Genomic DNA, 21981 nt, shown 5'->3' on the forward strand with positions numbered 1-21981 from the left:
CCGCGGATCGCCTTGCGGTGGCCGCAAACCGTGCGGCCGGCCGGGTGGTCGCGGCGTTGTGTGCGGCGCTGATCGCCCTTGCGATGGTATTGGCCCCGACGGCAGCGGCAGCATCGTGCCCGGACGCCGAGGTGGTGTTCGCACGGGGCCGTCTGGAGCCGCCCGGCGTCGGCCAGGTCGGCAGCGCGCTCGTCGGCGCGCTGCGGTCGAGGATGCCCGCGAAGAACCTTGGCGTCTACCCGGTCAACTACGCGGCCAATACCGATGTGGCCCAGGGCGCCAACGACATGAGCGGCCACATCCAGTACATGGCCAGCACCTGCCCCGACACGCGACTCGTGCTCGGCGGTTACTCGCTCGGCGCGGCCGTCACCGACGTGGTGCTCGCGGTTTCCACTCCGGTGTTGGGGTTCACCCGACCCCTGCCGGCGGGCACCGATCAGCACGTGGCCGCGGTGGCACTGTTCGGCAACGGAAGCCAGTGGGTGGCGCCTATCACCGCCATCAGCCCGCTGTACCGCGACCGGACCATCGAGGTCTGCCACGGTGCTGATCCCGTCTGCACTCCGGCCGACCCCCATACCTGGTCGAGCAACTGGCCCGACCACAGTGCTCACGCGTATATCGAATCCGGCATGGTCGATCAGGCCGCCGACTTCATCGCGGGCAAGCTTTAGCTGAGCTCGTCGCGACGACGCACATCGCGGGTGACGGCCGTTCGCGCGTGCAGTTCGCCGTCGGGCGGGTAGTCCACGCCGATCAATGTCAGCCCGTGCGCCGGTGCGGCGGTAAAGTCGCTGGATCGCCGCGTCGCTGCCAGCAGGTCGCGGCACCAGGCGGCGTCGCGCCGATGTTCGCCGACCGCAAGCAGCGCCCCCACCACCGACCGTGCCATCGACCAGCAGAACGCATCGGCGCTGACATGGGCGGTGATCAGGTCGCCGTCGCGCGACCAGTCCAGCCGCTGCAGGTCCCGGATCGTCGTGGCACCGGCGCGATGGCGGCAGAATGCGGCGAAGTCGTGCAGCCCGATCAGCTCGTGCGATGCGGCGGCCATCGCCTCGACGTCCAGCTGCCGTGGCCACGCCGCAACGTAGCGCGCCTGATGCGGCTCCACGCCGTAGGGCGCAGTCGAGAGTTGGTAGCGGTAGTGGCGGCGCAGCGCCGAAAATCGCGCGTCGAAACCCGCCGGTGCCCGGATGATCCGCCGAACCCGCACATCAGCGGGCAGTAACCGGCTGAGACGGCGCACGAGCGGCAGAAATTCCGGCTCGGAGGTGCGGCGCGCCCGCGGATAGGCATTCGGCAGCACATCTGCCGGGACGTCGACGTGGGCCACCTGCCCGGTAGCGTGCACACCCGCATCGGTGCGCCCGGCCCCACGCAGCCGCACCCGGGTACGGAAAACCATCGACAGCGCCTCGTCGATCACACCCGACACGGTGCGCCGACCGGCCTGCACCGCCCAGCCCGCGAAATCAGTTCCGTCGTAAGCGATGTCGAGCCGAAGACGCACATGCCCGCCACCGGTGTCGACAGCGGACACACCGCTCGGCGGTAGGCCCAGAGTGGAAACTCCTTCCGGCCCAGCGCTATTCGGACTTGCCAGAGTCCTCGCCCTCGGCCTCGGGAGCCGCGGCCTCCGCCTGAGCGGACGGCGTGTGCTCCGCTTGGGCGATCTCGGCCGCACCGTCGGTCACCTTGGCCTGCTTCGTGTCGGCCTCCTGCGCCGTGCGTTGCCGGGTGTCGGCCTGCTTGGTCGTCGCCCGCGCCGCGGCTCGACGGGCCCGGTCGGCTTCTGCGGTCACCGTTTTCTCGCGGACCAGTTCGATGACGGCCATCGGCGCGTTATCGCCCTGGCGAGCCTCAACCTTGATGATCCGGGTATACCCGCCGTTGCGGTCGGCGAAGAACGGCCCGATCTCGGCGAATAGCTTGTGCACCACATCCTTGTCGCGGATCTTCTTGAGCACCTCTCGCCGGTTGTGCAGCGTGCCCTTCTTGGCGTGGGTGATCAGCTTCTCCGCATACGGACGCAAGGCCCGGGCCTTGGGCTCAGTGGTCTTGATCCGCTCGTATTCGAACAACGACGTGGCCAGGTTGGCCAGCATCGCCTTCTGATGCGAGGACGACCCGCCGAGGCGACGGCCCTTGGTGGGCTTGGGCATTGATGACGCTCCTGTCTGAATCAGGGCTACTAGAGCTGTTCGGTTTCGGCGTAGTCCTGGTCGTCGTAGCCGCCGTTATGCGACCAGCTGCCGGTGGCGGCATCGTAGCCCGCGACCTGTGACGGGTCGAAACTCGGCGGGCTGTCCTTGAGTGAGAGGCCCAGCTGGTGCAGCTTGACCTTGACCTCGTCGATGGACTTCTGCCCGAAGTTGCGAATGTCGAGCAGGTCCGACTCGGTGCGGGACACCAGCTCGCCGACGGTGTGCACTCCTTCGCGCTTGAGGCAGTTATAGGAGCGCACGGTCAGGTCCAGGTCGTCGATCGGCATCGAGAACGCCGCAATATGGTCGGCCTCCGCGGGTGACGGACCGATCTCGATGCCCTCGGCTTCGACGTTGAGTTCGCGTGCCAGGCCGAACAATTCGACCAGAGTCTTCCCCGCCGAAGCCAGTGCGTCCCGCGGGGTGATCGAGCTTTTGGTCTCCACGTCGAGGATCAGCTTGTCAAAGTCGGTGCGCTGCTCGACCCGCGTCGCCTCCACCTTGTAGGTCACCTTGAGCACCGGCGAGTAGATGGAGTCAACGGGGATACGACCGATTTCAGCGCCGGACGCCTTGTTCTGCACCGCTGGGACATAGCCGCGGCCCCGCTCAACCACCAGCTCTACCTCCAGCTTGCCCTTGTCGTTGAGCGTGGCGATGTGCATATCGGGGTTATGAACGGTCACCCCGGCCGGCGGCACGATATCACCCGCGGTCACCTCGCCCGGCCCCTGCTTGCGCAGATACATCGTCACCGGCTCATCCTCATCGGAGGACACCACCAGACTCTTGAGATTCAAGATGATTTCAGTGACATCTTCTTTGACCCCGGGCACCGTCGTGAACTCGTGCAGCACACCGTCGATGCGGATGCTGGTGACCGCCGCACCGGGAATCGACGACAGCAGTGTGCGACGCAGCGAATTGCCCAAGGTGTAGCCGAAACCCGGTTCCAGCGGTTCGATGACGAACTGGGACCGGTTGTCGCTGAGGACCTCCTCGGACAGGGTGGGTCGCTGTGAGATCAGCATGGTTTTCTTTCTCTCCTTCTCGGCACCCGCCATTTGATGCCGCTCAGGTGGTCCGTCGCCGCGGCCGCGGCTCCGGGGTACCCGCCGCTGGGGGCAGTGGCGGAAGACGGTGTTTACTTCGAGTAGTACTCGACGATCAGCTGCTCGGTGAGCGGGACGTCGATCTGAGCTCGCTCGGGCAGCTGGTGGATCAGGATACGGGGGCGCTCCCCCACCACCTGCATCCAGCTGGGGACTGGCCGATCACCCATGGTCTCGCGCGCGATCTGGAAGGGCACGGCGTTGAGTGACTTGTCCCGCACGTCGATGATGTCGTACTGCGACACCCGGTAGCTGGGAATGTTGACCTTCGCACCATTGACCAGGAAATGACCGTGGCTGACCAGCTGGCGCGCCTGTCGGCGGGTGCGCGCGATCCCCGCACGATAGACCACGTTGTCCAGGCGGCTCTCCAGGATCTTCAGCAGTTCCTCGCCGGTCTTGCCCGGCTGTCGCACAGCCTCCTCGTAATAGCGGCGAAACTGTTTTTCCATCACACCGTAGGTGAAGCGGGCCTTTTGTTTCTCCTGCAACTGCAGCAGGTACTCGCTTTCTTTGATCCGGGTGCGCCCGTGCTGGCCCGGTGGATAGGGCCGCTTCTCAAAGGCCTGGTCAGCACCGACCAGATCGGTGCGCAGCCGACGTGATTTGCGGGTAACGGGTCCGGTGTAACGAGCCATCTTCCTCTATCTCCCCTAGACGCGGCGGCGCTTCGGCGGACGGCAGCCGTTGTGCGGCTGAGGGGTGACGTCGGCGATCACGCCCACCTCTAGTCCGGCGGCCTGCAGCGATCTGATCGCGGTCTCCCGGCCCGAACCCGGGCCTTTGACGAACACATCGACTTTGCGCACGCCGTGCTCTTGCGCCTTGCGGGCGGCATTCTCGGCAGCCAGCTGCGCGGCGAAGGGTGTCGACTTGCGCGACCCCTTGAAGCCAACGTGACCCGAGGACGCCCAGGCGATGACGTTGCCTTGCAGATCGGTGATCGTCACGATGGTGTTGTTGAAGGTGCTCTTGATGTGGGCCGCGCCGTGGGGGATGTTTTTCTTCTCCCGCCTGCGGGTTTTCTGTCCCTTTTTGGGAGCTGCAGTCGCCTTCTTCGGTGGCATAGGTTACCTGGCCTTCTTCTTGCCTGCGATGGTGCGCTTGGGACCTTTGCGGGTCCGCGCGTTCGTTTTGGTCCGTTGGCCGCGCACCGGCAAACCCCGGCGGTGTCGCAGACCCTGGTAGCAGCCGATCTCAATCTTGCGGCGGATGTCGGCCTGCACCTCGCGGCGCAGGTCACCCTCCACTTTCACATTGCCCTCGATGTAGTCACGCAGCCGGGCGAGCTGGTCGTCGGTGAGATCCTTGGTGCGCAGGTCCCGGTCGATACCGGTGGCGGCCAGGATCTCGTTCGAAAGACTACGGCCGATGCCGTAGATGTAGGTCAGAGCGATCTCCAAGCGTTTATCGCGCGGCAGGTCGACGCCGACAAGTCGAGCCATCTGTGGCAGTCCTCGTTCTTCCCGGAGGTCTGATCCCAGTCCATCCCGGCCGATTCCGGGGCCCGGCCTCCGTCCGGGCGCGCTGAGCGGCCCTTCCGCTCAGAGGTACTGGGAGGTCTGCATTCAATTGTCACTAGTCGTGGCACTGGTCCGCCCCGTCGGGGTCAGGCCACCGCACGCTCCATCGTGCCATCGCCACCGACCGGGCTAACCCTGTCGCTGTTTGTGGCGCGGGTCAGAGCAGATCACCATGACCCGCCCATGCCGACGGATCACCCTGCACTTGTCACAAATCGGCTTGACGCTGGGGTTCACCTTCACGGCAGTTGCGATCCTGTTCTCTCGTTCGGGCGTTCCACTACTTGTATCGGTATACGATGCGGCCCCGGGACAGGTCGTAGGGGGACAACTCCACGACGACCCGGTCCTCGGGCAGGATGCGGATGTAGTGTTGCCGCATCTTGCCGCTGATGTGGGCGAGCACCTTGTGGCCGTTTTCCAGCTCAATGCGGAACATCGCATTGGGCAAGGGCTCGACCACGCGGCCCTCGACCTCGATGGCGCCGTCCTTTTTGGCCATGACGCTGCGGCGATCCTCCGTGTCCTTGTTTCGGGTGAGCTTCTCTGGGCTTACTGTCAGCTCTAGTGTCAGCTCTCGTGGTTCTTTCGGTGCTCTTGTGGTGTCGGCGCGCCTGGTTCGGTGCAGCTGGTTGCTCGGACTGCAGAACGTGAGCCGGTGGCAGGAAATTCCGCGAATTCCAGGACTGGGCACGCAAAGAGCCGGCACGGACGCCGCACCGGCATTCCACCATACCCGCATCAGGACATCAGGTGCAAAATGACGCCCGCGGGCTGTGCCGGCGGATCGCACCGGCCGTCGGCCGCGTGACCGGAATACGACCAGTGTTCGGGCAGGTTACCAACAACCATGACCGATCCTGCTGCACGCAAGCCCGATCTCGGCCGGTTTGGATCCTTCGGGCGCGGCGTCACCCCGGCGCAAGCCAGGGACATCGAAGCTCTCGGCTACGGCGCTGTGTGGGTGGGCGGCTCGCCGCCCGCCGAGTTGGACTGGGTGGAACCCATCCTCGAACAGACGACCACCCTGCAGGTGGCCACCGGTATCGTCAATATCTGGTCGGCGCCGGCCCAGCAGGTCGCCGAGTCGTTTCACCGCATCGAGACAGCCTACCCGGGCCGCTTCCTGCTGGGTATCGGTGTCGGGCACCCCGAGGCGATCAGCGAATACCGCCGCCCCTACGACGCGCTGGTGCAATACCTGGACCGGCTCGACGATTACGGCGTACCCGCCGACCGCCGGGTGCTGGCCGCGCTGGGCCCGCGAGTGCTGGGGCTTTCGGCGCAACGCAGCGCCGGCGCGCATCCCTACCTGACCACGCCCGGGCACACCGCGTTCGCCCGCGACCTGATCGGACCATCGGCCTTCCTGGCGCCCGAACACAAGGTGGTGCTGACCGTCGACCCGGAGCGCGCCCGTGCCACCGGCCGCAAAGCCCTCGACATCTACCTCAACCTGGCGAATTACCTGAACAATTGGAAACGACTGGGCTTTACCGACGACGACATCGCCCGGCCCGGCAGTGACCGTCTCGTCGATGCTCTGGTCGCCTACGGCACACCTGAAACCATCGCGGCACGGCTCAACGCCCACCACGAGGCCGGCGCCGACCATGTCGCCGTCCAGGTCCTCACCAGAAGTGAGCACCTGGTTCCGGCGCTGGCCGAACTGGCCGGGCCGCTCGGGCTGAGCCCGGCCTGAACCACGCGCGCGACACCGAAGGAGGGACGGCGATGACCGGGGCAGTGTCACTTAAACCCAACCTGGGCCGGTTCGGGGTCTGGCTGGGCACCCGCTCCATCACCCCTGAGCTGGCGGCGCAGATCGAATCGCTGGGCTACGGGGCTGCCTGGATCGGCGGATCGCCCGATGCCGAGCTGGCCTGGGTCGAGCCCGCCCTGGCCCGGACCACGTCGCTGCAGCTGGCCACGGGCATCGTCAACATCTGGTCGGCACCGGCCACGGCGGTCGCCGAGTCCTACCACCGTATCGAAAAGGCCTACCCGGGGCGTTTCCTGCTGGGCATCGGAGTCGGTCACCCCGAGCACACCCCGCAGTACCGCACGCCCTACCGCGCGCTCGTCGCCTACCTCGATGAACTCGATGCGGCCGCGGTGCCGACCAGCCGCCGGGTGATCGCCGCCCTCGGTCCGCGCGTGCTGACCCTGGCCGCGCAACGCAGCGCCGGCGCCCATCCCTACCTGACCACACCAGAACACACGGCCAAGGCCCGCGAGGTGGTGGGCAACACGGTGTTCTTGGCCCCCGAGCACAAAGTCGTACTCACCAGTGACGCGGAACGGGCTCGTGCGGTTGGCCGCCGGTTCGTTGATTTCTACCTGGGCTTGAGCAACTACCTCAACAACTGGCGACGGCTGGGGTTCACCGAGGCTGACATACGCAGGCCCGGCAGCGACAGGCTGATCGACGCGCTGGTGGCGTACGGTACGCCCGAGGCCGTCGCGGATCGTCTCAACCAGCACCTGCAGGCCGGCGCCGACCATGTGGCCATCCAGGTGCTGGGCCAGCCTGACGAGCTGGTGCCCGCGCTCACAGACCTGGCCGGGGCTTTAGGCCAGCGAACTGCCAGCTGACTGTTCCGCCCGGTTACAGTTTGACCATGCGGTTGCTCGTCACCGGGGGCGCCGGGTTCATCGGGGCCAATTTCGTGCACAGCGCGGTGCGTGCACATCCCGAGTATGCCGTGACCGTGCTGGATGCTCTGACCTACGCCGGCAGCCGCGAGTCTCTGGCACCCGTTGAGGACCAGATTCGGCTGGTCCAGGGTGATGTCACCGATGCCGGGCTGGTTTCCCGGCTGGTCGCCGATTCCGATGCGGTGGTCCATTTCGCCGCCGAAACCCATGTCGACAACGCGCTGGCCGACCCGGAGCCCTTCCTGCGCACCAACGTGATCGGGACGTTCACCGTTCTCGAAGCGGTGCGCCGCCACGGGGTGCGCCTGCATCATGTCTCCACCGACGAGGTCTACGGCGAACTCGCACTCGACAATCCCGCGAGGTTCACCGAATCCACCCCCTACAACCCGTCCAGCCCCTACTCAGCCACCAAGGCCGCCGCTGACATGCTGGTCCGAGCCTGGGTGCGCTCCTATGGTGTGCGCGCAACGATTTCTAACTGCTCCAACAACTACGGGCCGTATCAGCATGTCGAGAAGTTCATCCCGCGTCAGATCACCAACGTGCTGACCGGACGCCGCCCCAAGCTCTACGGCAGCGGCGCCAACATCCGCGACTGGATCCACGTCGATGACCACAACGACGCGGTCTGGCGCATCCTCGAAAGTGGTCAGCCCGGACGGACCTATCTCATCGGCGCCGACGGCGAGCGTGACAACTTGACCGTGTTGCGCACGCTGCTGAAGATGATGGGCCACGACCCCGACGATTTCGACCGCGTTCCCGACCGTGCCGGTCATGACCTGCGCTACGCCATTGACCCTTCATCTCTGTATGACGAACTAGGTTGGGCACCAAAGCATACCGACTTTGACGAAGGCCTGCGCGCCACCATTGAATGGTACCGCAACAACGAGTCATGGTGGGGTCCACTGAAAGACGCTGTAGAAGCCCGGTACGAACAACGCGGTCAATGATATGGACGCACGCGAACTCGACATTCCCGGAGCCTGGGAGATCACACCGCAGCTGCACGCCGATAGCCGCGGACTGTTTTTCGAGTGGCTCACCGACCACGGATTCACCGCATTCGCCGGGCACCGCTTGGATGTCAGGCAGGCCAACTGCTCGGTCTCACATGCGGGCGTGCTGCGTGGACTGCATTTCGCGGAGTTGCCGCCGAGTCAGGCGAAGTACGTAACCTGCGTTTCCGGATCGGTTTTCGACGTCGTCGTCGACATCCGCCTTGGCTCTCCGACATTCGGCCAGTGGAGCTCGGTGCTGCTCGACGACCGAGAGCGCAAATCCGTCTACATTTCCGAAGGCCTCGCGCACGGCTTCCTTGCTCTGCAAGATAATTCGACAGTCATGTACTTGTGCTCGACACCATACAACCCGCAGCGCGAACACGCGATAAACGCCACGGATCCAGCGTTGGCGATAGCCTGGCCGCGGGTCAACGGAGCACCACGGCTTTCAGAGCGGGACGCTGCGGCCGCTTCTCTCGCCGAGGTGCACGCTGCCGGTTTGCTGCCTACGTGGGAAGCCTGCCGCGCCTTCACCAAGGGGCTTGGCCGGCGCTGAATTACTCGAAAGATCATCTTGCGTTGTGCATCTCGGGAAACGGGCCGCCGACCGGAACCGCCGAAGCCACGATCTTCTCGATCGCGTCAAGATCCGCGTCAGAAAGCGTTACCTCGGCGGCCGCGGCACTGTCCTGAAGGTAGCCAAGATGCTGCGCGCCGACGATAGCAACGTGCACGCCGGGTTGTGCAAGCGTCCATGCGATCGCCAACTGGCTGAGGGTGATGCCGAGGTCGTCAGCAAAAACCCTGAGATTCTCAATGACTTCTAAGTTCTTCAGGAAGCCGTCACCATTGAAGATATCGGACTTTGCGCGCCAGTCGTCGGGAGCGAACTTGGTGGCACGGCCGACCGTTCCGGTCAACAAGCCATGTGCCAGAGGCCCGTACACGAAGACCCCAATATTGTTTGCGCGGCAATACGGCAGCAAATCGCGCTCGATGTCGCGGCGAAGCAGATGATACGGCGGCTGCACCGCCTCCACCGGAAGCGTGGCCGAGAACTCCTTCACTTGCGCGGTGTCGTAGTTCGACACACCCACATGTCGAATCTTGCCCTCGGACAAAAGATCTGCGAGTGCGCCGGCGGTCTCGGACGCGGGTACGCCCGGATCAGGCCAGTGCACCAGGTATAAATCGATGTAGTCGACTCCCAGTGCGCTCAGGCTGGAGTGCACTCCTTGCCGCAGCCATTCCGGGCTGGCGTCGCGGGCGAGCCCGTCGTCGGTCTGACGTAAACCGCCTTTGGTGGCGATGACGACCTCGTCCCGAGAACGTGCAAGGTCGGTCCGAAGAGCTTGACCGAGAAGGCGCTCGGATGCTCCGAATCCGTATTGCTGTGCGGTGTCGAAGAAGTTGATGCCAAGCTCGCGGGCATGACGGATCATTGCGATCGCGGCATCCTCATCGGCGCGCCCCCAGTCGCTGCAGAATTCCCAGGTGCCGAAGGCGATCCGCGAGACGTTAAGGCCCGTTGCGCCGAGTGTAGTGGTTTTCATGTCAACCTTTTCTTTGGATCTTTTGGACATTCTTTGGGCACATGTCAACTGCTACAGGCGAGGAAGCTTCCGGTCGGCCCTCGTCAACGACAGTGTTGCTGCCACCTACCCAAGTACCCGATTTTCACCGAATATCAATCGCCGAGCCGAAATCGATGAGAGTCGGCCTTCAGCTGGACCGTCATGTGGCCGCTCGACCCTAGTACAGGGCACTGTCGAGGACGCCGCTCACAGCCCGGGCCGGTCCACGACTACCCGGAGCGGTGCGAATGGCCACACCGGCGCGGCACACTCCTGCGCCTGCCCGAGGTCGTTGTGTTCTTCATGCATCACACGCAGGTGCGAACGCCAGCATACCGCATGACATCGGGTTGCGCCACCACCCAGCCAGCCCTACAGCTCCTGTCGCTATCGAAAAACCGTTCCTCACCTGGAGGTTCGATAGGAGTTCGGTAGGAGTGCGATAGGAGTGAGCATTTCAGCATTGCGCGACTTCGGTTTTGGCTGATTGATTTCCATAGATGTTCCATAGGTCTTCCAAAGATGCGACGCCAGAGACAAATCCACTATTCCTCGGCCAGTTTTGGGCTGGAAAGCTTGCGATGCCACTACACGACCGCTAGCCTGGGCCCCGGCTGATGTTTGGCACCGTTGTATGCAGACCGGGTTATGTACCGGTTTCAGCGGTGAAGAGCGCACATCACCAAAGTCGGTCCGAGAGACCATGTTTCCTCAGGTTAGGAGGATGATGACCACATTTTCTCAGGTACGAGAGTTGACGACAATCAACGACACATTCGGTTCGATTCCTTCGGTCAGTCTCAACGACAACACGAAGATGCCGGTTCTCGGCCTTGGTGTCGCTAAACTTTCCGACGCCCAGACTGAGGAATCGGTGGCAGCGGCCTTGGAAGCGGGATGCCGGTTGATCGACACCGCCGCGGCCTACGGCAATGAGGAAGCCGTCGGCCGCGCGATCGCAGCGTCCAACATCCCACGTGAGGAGCTTTTTGTCACCACCAAGCTGGGAACCTCCTGCCAAGGCTACGACAGCGCGCAGCAGGCATGTGAGGCCAGCTTGGAACGTCTTGGCCTGGACTACATCGACCTTTATCTGATTCACTGGCCGGCGCCGCAAATCGGGAAATTCGTCGAGAGTTTCGAGGGCATGATCCAGTCGCGTGAGGCTGGTCACACTCGCTCGATCGGTGTGTCGAACTTTACCGAAGAACACCTCGACGAGATCATTGAAAAGACTGACACGGTGCCCGCCGTCAATCAGATCGAGCTGCACCCGCGGTTGAATCAGGCGGAGCTACGCGCCGCAAATGCCGAGCGCGGCATCGTCACCCAGTCCTACAGCCCGCTCGGCGTCGGCCGACTGCTCGACCACCCGACCGTGACATCGGTGGCAGCCGAGTATGACCGCACACCCGCGCAAGTTCTCCTCCGCTGGAACCTGCAACTGGATAACGTCGTCGTCTCGCGCTCCGGGAAGCCGGAACGTGTGGTGGAAAACCTCGACGTGTTCGATTTCGAGCTGGCCGAAGAGCACGTGGAGAAGCTGAACAGCCTGCATGATGGGACTCGCGTGCTCCACGACCCACTAACCTTCACCGGCACCTGAGGCGTGCCGCTCGGCGCGGCGCCCTGCCCGGCGGTGCGTCGACCGAATCCCGATGCGGTCAACACGGGGGTGGTTGCGGGTTCGATGCCCCGGTTACTAGGATATGCAAGTATCCCGTGCTTGTTCCAGCCGACCGAGGACGCCCATGACCACGCACATCCCGCACTTCATCGACGGTCGACGCACCGCCGCGCCATCCGCCCGCTCGGCTGAGGTGTTCGATCCCAACACCGGCAGGGTGGCTGCGCTGGTCCCGATGGGCGGCAAGGCCGAGGTCGATGCCGCTGTGGCATCGGCGAAAGCGGCGCAGACGGGCTGGGCGGCGTGGAATCCGCAGCGTCGGGCCCGGGTGTTGATGCGGTTCATCGAGCTGGTCAACGACCATGTTGACGAGCTGGCTGAGCTGCTTTCCCTTGAGCACGGCAAGACGCTGGCCGACTCCCGCGGCGACATCCAGCGTGGTATCGAGGTGATCGAGTTTTGCATCGGCATCCCGCATCTGCTCAAGGGCGAGTACAGCGAGGGCGCCGGGCCGGGCATCGACGTGTACTCGATTCGCCAGCCTTTGGGCGTGGTCGCCGGGATCACGCCGTTCAACTTCCCGGCGATGATCCCGTTGTGGAAAGCCGGACCGGCACTCGCATGTGGAAATGCGTTCATTCTCAAACCGTCCGAACGCGACCCGTCGGTGCCGGTGCGGCTGGCTGAGCTGTTTATCGAAGCTGGCCTGCCCCCGGGCGTGTTCCAGGTGGTGCACGGCGACAAAGAAGCCGTCGACGCCATTGTGGCCCACCCCGATATCAAGGCGGTCGGGTTTGTCGGCAGCTCCGATATCGCGCAGTACATCTACGCGACCGCCGCCGCGCACGGCAAGCGCGCCCAATGCTTCGGCGGTGCCAAAAACCATATGATCGTGATGCCCGACGCCGATCTCGACCAGGCGGTGGACGCCCTGGTCGGCGCTGGATATGGCAGCGCCGGTGAACGATGCATGGCGATCAGCGTCGCGGTGCCGGTCGGTGAGCAGACAGCAGACCGGTTGCGCGCCAGACTTGTCGAGCGTGTCAACAACCTCCGGGTAGGCCACAGCCTCGACCCGAAGGCCGACTACGGCCCACTGGTCACTGAGGCTGCTTTAAACCGGGTGCGTGACTACATCAGCCAGGGCGTGTCCGGCGGCGCGGAACTGGTGGTCGACGGTCGGGAGCGCGGCAGCGACGACCTGACGTTCGGCGACACGAACTTGGAGGGTGGGTACTTCATCGGGCCCACGCTGTTTGACCATGTCACACCAGACATGTCGATCTACACCGACGAGATCTTCGGGCCCGTGCTGTGCATGGTGCGAGCCCACGACTACGAGCAGGCGCTGCGGCTGCCCTCGGAGCACGAATACGGCAATGGTGTGGCGATCTTCACCCGTGACGGCGACACCGCCCGCGACTTCACCTCCCGGGTACAGGTCGGCATGGTCGGTGTCAACGTGCCGATCCCGGTGCCGGTCGCCTACCACACCTTCGGCGGTTGGAAGCGCTCCGGTTTTGGTGATCTCAACCAGCACGGCCCGGCGTCGATCCAGTTCTACACCAAGGTCAAGACCGTGACCTCCCGGTGGCCGTCGGGCATCAAGGATGGCGCCGAATTCGTGATCCCCACAATGAAATAGCTACACGATGCACGGCCTTAATGACGACGAGCAAGTGATCACCGAGACAGCGGCTGCGTTCGCCGAGAAGCGGCTTGCCCCCTACGCCCTGGAATGGGATGCAGCCCAGCATTTTCCGGTCGACGTGCTGCGTGAAGCGGCTGAGCTGGGGATGGCTGCGATTTACTGCCGCGACGACGTCGGCGGTAGCGGGCTGCGCCGCCTCGACGGTGTGCGCATCTTCGAACAGCTGGCCATGGCCGACCCGACCGTCGCCGCATTCCTGTCCATTCACAACATGTGCGCCTGGATGATCGACGCCTTCGGCACCGCCGAACAACGCAAAATCTGGGTGCCCCGGCTGGCGTCGATGGATGTCATTGCCAGCTATTGCCTGACCGAGCCCGGCGCCGGTTCGGATGCCGGCGCATTGCGCACCCGCGCTGTCAAACACGGCGGTGACTACGTGCTCGACGGGGTCAAACAGTTTATCTCCGGCGGCGGAGCGTCGGACGTTTACCTGGTAATGGCGCGCACCGGCGGCGACGGTCCCCGTGGGATATCCGCGTTTGTCGTCGAAAAAGGCGCTGCAGGACTTAGTTTCGGCACACACGAGCAGAAGATGGGTTGGAACGCGCAGCCGACCACGCAAGTGGTGCTGGAGGGAGTGCGGGTGCCTGCCGACGCGATGGTGGGTGGTGCAGACGGCGAGGGCACCGGTTTTTCCATCGCGATGAACGGCCTCAACGGCGGCCGGATCAACATCGCCGCCTGCTCACTTGGCGGCGCCCAGTGCGCCTACGACAAGGCCGTTCGCTACGTCCGCGACCGCCACGCGTTCGGCGCCAGCCTGCTCGACGAGCCCACCATCCGGTTCACGTTGGCCGACATGGCCACCGCGTTAGAGACGTCGCGGCTGTTGTTGTGGCGGGCGGCGACCGCGCTGGACAACGATGACGCCGACAAGGTCGAGCTGTGCGCGATGGCCAAACGCTACGTCACCGACGCATGTTTCGATGTCGCCGACAAGGCCCTCCAGTTACACGGGGGCTATGGGTATTTGCGCGAGTATGGTGTGGAGAAGATCGTCCGCGATCTGCGGGTGCACCGAATCCTCGAGGGAACCAACGAAATCATGCGCGTGGTGATCGGACGGGCCGAGGCTGCGCGAGTCCGCGCCGCCACTTAGGAGGACCGATGTCGGCGACGTCCACGATCGCGTTTCTCGGCTTGGGTCACATGGGTGCCCCGATGTCGGCGAATCTGGTTGCGGCGGGCCATCTCGTCCGTGGCTTCGACCCGCAGTCCGCCGCCGCGGCCGTCGCCACCAAAAACGGTGTCGCCGTGTTCGACAGCGCCGCCGATGCGGTGGGCGATGCGGAGGTGGTCATCACCATGCTGCCCGACGGAGAGACCGTGAAGCGCTGTTACGCCGAGGTGCTTCCTGCTGCGCAACCGGGGACGCTGTTCATCGACAGCTCCACCATTGCAGTCAGCGACGCCCGCGAGGTGCACACCCTGGCCGGCTCGCATGGTTTTGCCCAGCTCGACGCCCCGGTGTCCGGCGGGGTGGCCGGCGCGGTCGCCGGCACGCTGGCGTTCATGGTCGGGGGTGACGGGGCGGCCCTTGAGCGAGCGCGGCCGGTGCTGGAACCCATGGCAGGCAAGATCATTCACTGTGGTGCGGCCGGCGCGGGCCAGGCCGCCAAGCTGTGCAACAACATGGTGCTCGCAGTGCAGCAGATCGCGATCGCTGAGGCGTTCCTACTCGCCGAGAAGCTCGGGCTGTCGGCGCAGTCGCTATTCGACGTCATCACCGGCGCGACCGGCAATTGCTGGGCGGTGCACACCAACTGCCCGGTGCCCGGTCCGGTGCCGACATCACCGGCCAACCACGATTTCGCACCGGGTTTTGCCACCGCGCTGATGAACAAGGATCTGGGGCTGGCGATGAACGCGGTGGCGTCCACCGGGACGGCCGCGCCTCTGGGCCGCTGCGCCGCCGAGATTTATGCCCGGTTCGCGGCCGAGCACCCCGAGAAGGACTTCAGCGCGGTAATCGAGATGCTGCGCCGCGGCTAAGCGGTTCCCAAGCGCTTCTGAGCGAGCACCCATTGCCGGTGCAGTTGCTGGCAACCGGCGGCGACCAGCGGATCGGCGCCGTCGTAACCGGAACGGAGCGCGGCGGCACCGGTGAAGTTCTGGCAGGCACTGTAGTCGGTGGTGACCACCACGGTGGGCAGCCCGACGGCGAGCGCCGCCGCCAGCCCCCGACCTGAACCGGTGACCGCCAGCGCACTCTCGGGCGTTATTCCCAGTTCCCACAACGCGAGCCGGTACAGTTCGACATCACCGGGCCGATCTGCGTCATCACCGGTCACTATGGTCTCGACCAGCCCCTCCCCCACGACGTTGCGGACCAGCGCCTCGACCCATGACCGGCGGCACGTGCTGACCACACCCACCCAGGTCCCGGCGACGAACAAACCCATCACCAAGTCGACGAGCCCGGGCCGGGCTGCAATGTCACCGTCGAGTATGCGCTCGCCGACGATTGCCTTCTGGGTCGCGCAGACTCGGGCGGCGAGCGTATCCGCCCAGGCCCCGAAGCCGCGCGCGCCAAGTGCGCTCGCGACGCGCTGATGCTCGTCGGCGATTCGCAGAAGGCGCCCGTATTCCTCCACGCCCCAACTGATATCGAGATCGTGGGCGTCAAACGCAGCGTTGTAAGCCACCCGCTGCGCGTCACGTTCCAGATCGACCAGCGCCGTCTCCGCGTCGAACAACACCGCGCGCAGCGGCTCGACGTCGGCATCCCCCGGACGTGCCCGGTCCCACCAGAACGTCCGCGCGGGCCGTGTCTGCATCGGCACGGTTCGCATACCGCTAGCGTGTCCGCGTCGCTCCCTCGGGTCGTCCCCCATTCGGGGGATTGGCATGGCTATTCACCCCGCTATTCACCCCGCTATTCACCCCGCTATTCACCCCGCGACGACGCGGCCGCGGCGTCCCCGGCGCCGGTTTCCGCCCGGCGATGGGGCGCTGCGCGACTATGGTGTTGCCATGGTGGTGGGGTCTGCCGGTGCCCCGGTGCGGCTTGTGCTCGTCGATGACCACGAAATGGTGATCGAGGGTCTCAAGGCGATGCTCGCCGCCTTCAAGGACCGGGTGCGGGTGGTCGGGCAGGCCGTGGGCGCCGAGCGGGCGATCAGCGTTATCGAGAGCCTGCAGCCCGACATCGTGTTGTGCGACGTGCGCATGCAAGGTTCCAGCGGCTTAGACCTGTGCCTGGCGCTGCGTGAACGTGACCCGGAACGCAAAGTCGTCATGTTGTCGGTCTACGACGACGAACAGTACCTGTTTCAGGCGTTGCGGGTGGGCGCGCGCGGGTACTTGCTGAAAAGCATCAGCAGCGACGAGTTGGTGCGCCAGCTGGAATCGGTGCACCACGGTGAAACGGTCATCGACCCCGGTCTGGCCGCTCGCGCGGTCGACACCGCGGCACGGCTGCAGCGCGACGAGTTTTGGCCGGGCGCCCGGCAGGGATTGACCCAGCGGGAAAGCGAAATCCTCTCCTACATCGTCACCGGACTGTCTAACCGTGGCATCGCCAATAAGCTCGTGATCGGCGAGGAGACCGTCAAAAGCCATCTGCGGTCGATATACCGCAAGCTTGGCGTCAGCGATCGTACCGGTGCGGTGGCCACCGCGCTGCGGGAAGGCATCTACCGATGACAGGCTCCGGCGCGGCAGCTGCTCAGCCGCGGCGCGGCATGCCCAACGCGGTGCGCGACCTTGTCGACGCCGATCGTGAGCTGGCGCTGCTGCGCGAGCTGATCCAGGCGGCCTCCAGCGGCCCCGAGGTCGAACCGCTCGCGGCGGCGGCCGCGCGCATGATCACCGCGGCCACCGGGACCGACGTGTGCTTCGTGCACGTACTCGACGACAGCGGCCGCTCGTTGACGCTGGCCGGTGCGACGCCGCCGTTCGACGGGCAGGTCGGCAAAATCCGGTTGCCGCTGGGCTCCGGGGTGTCCGGCTGGGTGGCACGGCACCGCGAACCGGTGGTCATCAGCCACGACAAAGAGGCCGACCCACGCTACCTGCCCATCCCGTCGCTGCGCGGCCGAGATTTCACCTCGATGGTGTCGGTGCCCATGGAAACCGACCCGGGCGGGCTGGTGGGCGTGCTGAATGTGCATACGGTCGTGCGCCGGGAGTTCACGCACGGTGATGTCGAGTTGTTGCGCGTCATCGGCCGGCTCATCGCCGGTGCCATGCATCAGGCGCGGCTGCATCGGCAGCTGGTGGCCCGCGAACGCGCGCACGAGCTGTTCGTCGAGCAGGTGATCGAGGCCCAGGAGATCGAGCGCCGCCGGCTCGCCGGGGATATTCACGACGGGATTTCGCAACGGCTGATCACATTGACCTACCGCCTGGACGCGGCGGCGCGTGCCGTCAACGACAATCCGGCCGAAGCCTCGCAACAACTCGACGAGGCCCGCCAGCTCGCCCAACTCACACTTCAGGAGGCGCGTGCCGCGATCAGCGGGCTGCGCCCGCCGGTGCTCGACGACCTGGGCCTCGCGGGCGGATTGGCCAGCCTGGCCCGCTCGATGCCCCAGCTGGAGCTGCAGCTGGATCTTTCAGATGTGCGGGTCCCCGAGCATATCGAGCTCGCGCTCTACCGCATCGCGCAGGAAGGCCTGCAAAACATCGTCAAACATGCCCACGCGACGATGGCCCGGCTGAAGTTCGCGGTCGAAAACGACACCGCCCGGCTGGAAATCGTCGATGACGGAGTGGGTTTCGACACTTTCGAGAACCCGCTCGGCGGCGACGACATGGGTGGGTACGGGGTGCTGTCGATGGCCGAGCGCGCCGAACTCGTTGGCGGACAGCTCAATATCCGGTCGCGACCCGGTGCCGGGACCGCGGTCACGGCCACCATTCCGCTGCGGTCCGTCTAGACGAAGGCTGGTCTCCTTCCTCTCCACAGGGCGCTCTCGGCTCGGTGGTGCGGTGCGGCAGCGAGGGCGCGAGAATAGCCCGGGAGCGACGGCGTGGCCCCGGCGTCACGGTCGGGCAACGTAAAACCGCCCAATGTCCCCGGGACTGGGTAATTTTGCGGGGTAATATTGCGTCCGCTCGCGAGTCAGAAATCCCCGGCGTTATGCCGCAACGTTCCGATCGATGACACCAAGGCTCGCGCTTCCTCCGGAGACATGCCGATATCGGCGAACACCTTCTCGTTGAGCGTGACCGTGGCGTCCTCAACCGTGGAGCGACCGAGATCGGTGATCTGCACCAGGGTAGTGCGCCCGTCGGTGGGGTGCGGCGTGCGCTTCACCAGCCCATCGGCTTCCAGCCGGCGAATCGCGTGGGTCACGCTGGTGACATGGACCTGCAGCCGGTCGGACGCCTTGGTGATTGGCAACGCACCGGTCCGGCTGAACGCCAGCAGCCGCAACAACTCGAAGCGGGAAAAGCTTAAGTCATACGGGCGCAACGCGTTCTCGACGCGGGCGAGCAAAATCTGGTGGGCGCGCATCACCGACGTGACCGCGACCATGCCGTCCGCGAAATCGCCCCAGCCTGCGCGCTCCCAGTTGGCGCGGGCCTGCGCAATCGGGTCACGCCTGTCGGGTTGCTCAGCGGCCATGCTTTTTCATACCGCACTTGCGGGGCAGCGGTCAGCCGACGTTTGCCGTGGACTTTGTCACCGCGGCCAACGCCGTCGTTCACGCCCTGACTATTGGGGTGAGCTCGCCGGCCGGCTATTGTCCGAGGACGCACAGGCCAAATATGTTGGTATACAGTAAAAATGATCGCAGACCGTGGGTTGCGGCAGGCTAGCGGGTGTTCTGTCCGCAGGCTTGTCATCGGCCGCGCTACCGCGCCGCAGTGGCCCGCGAACTCGGGTTGTCGCGGAACACCGTAAGCCTTAGCCGAGGGTCAGGATGCGCGGCCCGTCCCCGGTTGCGGCCACGGTGTGCTCCCAGTGTGCGGCGCGCGAACCGTCGACGGTCACCACCGTCCACTCGTCGTCGAGCACAACCGTGTCGCCGGACCCGAGGGTCAACATCGGTTCGATGGCCAGCACCGAGCCCGGGACCAGCAGCGGACCGCGGCCCGGGGCGCCCTCGTTGGGCAGGAACGGCTCCATGTGCATGCGCCGGCCGATACCGTGGCCACCGTAGCCCTTGACGATGCCGAAGGCGCGTCCGTAGCGGGCTTCCGCCGCGTGCGTGCCGGTTTCGATGGCATGCGACACATCGCTGAGCCGGTTACCGGGCGTCATCGCGGCGATCCCGGCCTCCAGCGAATCCCTGGTCGCCTGCGCCAGCACTGCATCCTCTGCGCTGAGTGTCCCGACACCGAAGGTGACCGCGGCGTCGCCGTGCCAGCCGTCCAGGATCGCTCCGCAGTCGATCGACACCAGGTCACCGGGCGCGAGAATCTCGGCAGCGGAGGGAATCCCGTGCACCACCCGGTCGTTCACCGACGCGCAGATCGACGCCGGATAACCGTGATACCCCAGGAACGACGGCGTGGCCCCGGCGTCACGGATCACCGATTCGGCGATCTGGTCGAGGCTCAGTGTGGAGACTCCGGCGACCGCTGCCTGCTGGACCGCGCGCAGCGCCGCGGCGACGACCGCGCCGGCCGCAGCCATCGCGTCGAGTTCCCCCGGGCTGCGTTGTGCCACAACCTTGCGCGGACGCAGACCGGCCAGTGCGATCACGCTATTTCCCCAGGGCTTGCAGTGCGCGGGCGAATACTTCGTCGATGCTGCCGACGGCGTCGACGGTTTTCAGCTCGTCACGGTAGTAGTCCAGCAGCGGCGCGGTCTCATCGTTATAGACCTTCATCCGGTTGAGGATGATCTCCTCGGTGTCGTCGGCGCGGCCCCGCCCTTCGAGCCGTTCGAGCAGCACGTCCCGCGGCACCCGAAACTCCAGGACCGCGTCGATTTTGGTGCCACGGCGCTCAAGCATCTCGTGGAGTGCCTTGGCCTGCTCAAGGGAACGGGGATAGCCGTCGAGGATGAACCCGGCGGCTGCGTCCGGATTGTTCAGGCGGTCGTCGACCATCGCGTTGGTCAGCTCGGACGGCACCAGGTCACCGGCGTCCAGGTACTGCTTAGCCTCGACGCCGAGCTTTGTCCCCGCCTTGATGTGGCGCCGAAACAGCTCCCCGGTGGAGATCTGCGGAATCTCGAGTTTCTCCGCCAGCTTTGCCGCCTGCGTGCCTTTACCCGCCCCCGGCGGCCCCAGCAGAATAACCCTCACTTCAGGAACCCTTCATAGTTGCGCTGCATGAGCTGGCTCTCGATCTGCTTGACCGTATCCAAACCGACGCCGACCATGATCAGTACCGCCGTTCCGCCGAACGGCAGATTCTGGACCGTCCCGGTACTGCCTAACCCGAGAAAGAAATTAGGCAATACCGCGATCACACCGAGGTAGATCGAGCCCGGCAACGTAATCCGGCTCAGCACAAAACGCAAATAGTCAGCCGTTGGCCGGCCCGGCCGAATACCGGGAATGAAGCCGCCGAACTTTTTCATCTCGTCGGCGCGTTCATCGGGATTAAATGTGACCGAGACGTAGAAATACGTGAAGAAGATGATCAGCGCGAAATAGATGGCGATGTATACGGAGTTGCCGGGGTTGGACAGGTAGTTCGCGACGAATTTGTCCCACCAACTGCTGCCCCGACCGCCACCGCTTCTGATCAGCTGGGTGATCAGCTGCGGAATATAGATCAGTGACGAGGCGAAGATGACCGGGATGACCCCGGCCTGGTTGACTTTGAGCGGCAGATACGTCGACGTCCCGCCGTACATGCGCCGACCCACCATGCGCTTGGCGTATTGCACCGGGATGCGGCGTTGGCCCTGCTCGACGAACACCACGCCGACGATGATGACCAGCGTGGCCGCACAGACCGCGGCGAAAGTCATTCCGCCGCGGTTGTGCAGGATGTCTCGGCCCTCGAAGGGGATCCGGGCGGCGATGCCGACGAAGATCAACAGCGACATACCGTTGCCGATCCCGCGCTCGGTGATCAGCTCGCCCATCCACATCACCAGCGCCGCGCCCCCTGTCATCACAAACACGATCACGACGAGGGTGAAGATGCTCTGGTCGGCGATGATGTCTAATGCGCAGCCCTGCAGCAGCCCGCCGTTGGCTGCCAGCGCCACAATGCTGGTTGCCTGCAAGATGGCCAGCGCGATCGCCACGTAGCGGGTGTATTGGGTCATTTTGGCCTGACCGGCCTGACCCTCTTTGCGCAGCTCCTCGAACCGCGGGATGACGACCGTGAGCAGCTGCACGATGATGCTGGCGGTGATGTAGGGCATCACGCCGACCGCGAACACGGTCAGCTTCAGCAGGGCGCCGCCGGAGAACAAGTTGATCAGCGAGTAGATCTGGCCGCCCTCACCGCCGGTGACCTGGGCGATGCACTTCTGCACGTTGGGGTAGTTCACCCCGGGAGACGGCAATGAGGCACCGATGCGATAGATCACGACGATGCCCAGCGTGAACAGGATCTTCCGTCTCAGGTCGACTGTCCGCAGCGATGAGATGAAAGCCGAAAGCACTCTTCCTCCTGCGCAGCCGAACACCGGTCGGA

The 21981-nt window shown here is 65.0% G+C and carries 25 protein-coding genes; 11 read left to right on the top strand and 14 right to left on the bottom strand.

Features of this window, described 5'->3' with window-relative positions; translation table 11 throughout:
• The first annotated feature begins 83 nt into the window (after positions 1–83).
• Complete coding sequence (locus tag G6N08_RS02005; protein ID WP_371868983.1) at positions 84–677, top strand: cutinase family protein; 594 nt, start codon at positions 84–86, stop codon at positions 675–677.
• On the opposite strand, the gene truA is transcribed toward G6N08_RS02005, so the two are convergent.
• The 8 genes from truA to infA form a co-directional block, all read right to left on the bottom strand.
• Positions 674–1546 carry a tRNA pseudouridine(38-40) synthase TruA gene (gene truA, locus G6N08_RS02010; RefSeq protein WP_246216571.1) on the bottom strand — a complete coding sequence of 291 codons (873 nt, stop codon included), beginning with the start codon at positions 1544–1546 and terminating at the stop codon, positions 674–676. The two genes, G6N08_RS02005 and truA, sit on opposite strands and share 4 nt — an antisense overlap.
• Before the next feature lie 46 nt (positions 1547–1592).
• Complete coding sequence (gene rplQ, locus G6N08_RS02015) at positions 1593–2168, bottom strand: 50S ribosomal protein L17 (protein ID WP_163753765.1); 576 nt, start codon at positions 2166–2168, stop codon at positions 1593–1595.
• A gap of 29 nt (positions 2169–2197) precedes the next feature.
• A complete protein-coding gene (locus G6N08_RS02020) occupies positions 2198–3241 on the bottom strand; it encodes a DNA-directed RNA polymerase subunit alpha (protein WP_163753766.1) in 1044 nt (347 codons plus the stop codon).
• Positions 3242–3354: 113 nt separating this feature from the next.
• Positions 3355–3960, bottom strand: a complete 606-nt coding sequence (gene rpsD / locus G6N08_RS02025) for a 30S ribosomal protein S4 (protein ID WP_163753768.1) — start codon at positions 3958–3960, stop codon at positions 3355–3357.
• A 15-nt stretch (positions 3961–3975) separates the two neighbouring features.
• Positions 3976–4389 carry a 30S ribosomal protein S11 gene (rpsK, locus tag G6N08_RS02030; protein WP_163753770.1) on the bottom strand — a complete coding sequence of 138 codons (414 nt, stop codon included), beginning with the start codon at positions 4387–4389 and terminating at the stop codon, positions 3976–3978.
• Positions 4390–4392: 3 nt separating this feature from the next.
• A complete protein-coding gene (gene rpsM, locus G6N08_RS02035) occupies positions 4393–4767 on the bottom strand; it encodes a 30S ribosomal protein S13 (protein ID WP_163753772.1) in 375 nt (124 codons plus the stop codon).
• Positions 4768–4974: 207 nt separating this feature from the next.
• Complete coding sequence (gene rpmJ / locus G6N08_RS02040; RefSeq protein WP_003879483.1) at positions 4975–5088, bottom strand: 50S ribosomal protein L36; 114 nt, start codon at positions 5086–5088, stop codon at positions 4975–4977.
• Between the two features lie 37 nt (positions 5089–5125).
• Positions 5126–5347 (bottom strand): translation initiation factor IF-1, encoded by a 222-nt coding sequence (infA, locus tag G6N08_RS02045; protein WP_003418601.1) that lies wholly within the window; start codon positions 5345–5347, stop codon positions 5126–5128.
• A gap of 348 nt (positions 5348–5695) precedes the next feature.
• Here infA and G6N08_RS02050 point away from each other — a divergent pair, with 348 nt between their 5' ends.
• Genes G6N08_RS02050 through rfbC form a run of 4 tightly spaced genes read left to right on the top strand, consistent with a single transcriptional unit; the run spans position 5696 to position 9069 of the window.
• Positions 5696–6547 carry an LLM class F420-dependent oxidoreductase gene (locus G6N08_RS02050; protein WP_163753773.1) on the top strand — a complete coding sequence of 284 codons (852 nt, stop codon included), beginning with the start codon at positions 5696–5698 and terminating at the stop codon, positions 6545–6547.
• Between the two features lie 32 nt (positions 6548–6579).
• Positions 6580–7440: an LLM class F420-dependent oxidoreductase gene (locus G6N08_RS02055; RefSeq protein WP_163753775.1), complete on the top strand. Its 861-nt coding sequence runs from the start codon at positions 6580–6582 to the stop codon at positions 7438–7440.
• Between the two features lie 26 nt (positions 7441–7466).
• Complete coding sequence (gene rfbB / locus G6N08_RS02060) at positions 7467–8462, top strand: dTDP-glucose 4,6-dehydratase (RefSeq protein WP_163753777.1); 996 nt, start codon at positions 7467–7469, stop codon at positions 8460–8462.
• A gap of 1 nt (position 8463) precedes the next feature.
• Positions 8464–9069 carry a dTDP-4-dehydrorhamnose 3,5-epimerase gene (gene rfbC / locus G6N08_RS02065; protein WP_163753779.1) on the top strand — a complete coding sequence of 202 codons (606 nt, stop codon included), beginning with the start codon at positions 8464–8466 and terminating at the stop codon, positions 9067–9069.
• 13 nt (positions 9070–9082) lie between these two features.
• Here the strand turns inward: rfbC and G6N08_RS02070 are convergent, their stop codons facing one another.
• A complete protein-coding gene (locus tag G6N08_RS02070; RefSeq protein WP_163753781.1) occupies positions 9083–10066 on the bottom strand; it encodes an aldo/keto reductase in 984 nt (327 codons plus the stop codon).
• Between the two features lie 748 nt (positions 10067–10814).
• Here G6N08_RS02070 and G6N08_RS02075 point away from each other — a divergent pair.
• The 4 genes from G6N08_RS02075 (at position 10815) to mmsB (ending at position 15420) form a co-directional block, all read left to right on the top strand.
• Positions 10815–11693 carry an aldo/keto reductase gene (locus tag G6N08_RS02075; RefSeq protein WP_218033363.1) on the top strand — a complete coding sequence of 293 codons (879 nt, stop codon included), beginning with the start codon at positions 10815–10817 and terminating at the stop codon, positions 11691–11693.
• A 145-nt stretch (positions 11694–11838) separates the two neighbouring features.
• Positions 11839–13359 carry a CoA-acylating methylmalonate-semialdehyde dehydrogenase gene (locus G6N08_RS02080; RefSeq protein WP_163753783.1) on the top strand — a complete coding sequence of 507 codons (1521 nt, stop codon included), beginning with the start codon at positions 11839–11841 and terminating at the stop codon, positions 13357–13359.
• A 7-nt stretch (positions 13360–13366) separates the two neighbouring features.
• Entirely contained in the window at positions 13367–14527 is a 1161-nt protein-coding gene (locus G6N08_RS02085; protein WP_163753785.1) for an acyl-CoA dehydrogenase family protein, read from the top strand.
• Positions 14528–14535: 8 nt separating this feature from the next.
• The gene (mmsB, locus tag G6N08_RS02090) at positions 14536–15420 is read left to right on the top strand and encodes a 3-hydroxyisobutyrate dehydrogenase (protein WP_163753787.1); all 885 of its coding nucleotides are present in this window, start codon (positions 14536–14538) and stop codon (positions 15418–15420) included.
• Here the strand turns inward: mmsB and G6N08_RS02095 are convergent.
• On the bottom strand, positions 15417–16220 hold the full coding sequence (locus G6N08_RS02095) for an HAD hydrolase-like protein (RefSeq protein WP_246216572.1): 804 nt from the start codon (positions 16218–16220) through the stop codon (positions 15417–15419). The two genes, mmsB and G6N08_RS02095, sit on opposite strands and share 4 nt — an antisense overlap.
• 181 nt (positions 16221–16401) lie before the next feature.
• Here G6N08_RS02095 and G6N08_RS02100 point away from each other — a divergent pair, with 181 nt between their 5' ends.
• Positions 16402–17073 (top strand): response regulator, encoded by a 672-nt coding sequence (locus G6N08_RS02100; protein WP_163756548.1) that lies wholly within the window; start codon positions 16402–16404, stop codon positions 17071–17073.
• 38 nt (positions 17074–17111) lie between these two features.
• Positions 17112–18308: a GAF domain-containing sensor histidine kinase gene (locus G6N08_RS02105; protein WP_163756552.1), complete on the top strand. Its 1197-nt coding sequence runs from the start codon at positions 17112–17114 to the stop codon at positions 18306–18308.
• Between the two features lie 185 nt (positions 18309–18493).
• On the opposite strand, the gene G6N08_RS02110 is transcribed toward G6N08_RS02105, so the two are convergent.
• From G6N08_RS02110 to secY, 4 genes are all read right to left on the bottom strand, one after another.
• Positions 18494–19000, bottom strand: coding sequence for a MarR family transcriptional regulator (locus tag G6N08_RS02110; protein ID WP_163753789.1), 507 nt, complete (start codon positions 18998–19000; stop codon positions 18494–18496).
• 282 nt (positions 19001–19282) lie between these two features.
• Entirely contained in the window at positions 19283–20083 is an 801-nt protein-coding gene (gene map / locus G6N08_RS02115; RefSeq protein WP_163753791.1) for a type I methionyl aminopeptidase, read from the bottom strand.
• Position 20084: 1 nt separating this feature from the next.
• Positions 20085–20630, bottom strand: a complete 546-nt coding sequence (locus G6N08_RS02120; protein WP_163753793.1) for an adenylate kinase — start codon at positions 20628–20630, stop codon at positions 20085–20087.
• A complete protein-coding gene (gene secY / locus G6N08_RS02125) occupies positions 20627–21949 on the bottom strand; it encodes a preprotein translocase subunit SecY (protein ID WP_163753795.1) in 1323 nt (440 codons plus the stop codon). The genes G6N08_RS02120 and secY overlap by 4 nt, the downstream gene beginning before the upstream one ends.
• Positions 21950–21981: the final 32 nt, after the last annotated feature.

The organism is Mycobacterium botniense (genome assembly GCF_010723305.1).
Classification (GTDB): domain Bacteria; phylum Actinomycetota; class Actinomycetes; order Mycobacteriales; family Mycobacteriaceae; genus Mycobacterium; species Mycobacterium botniense.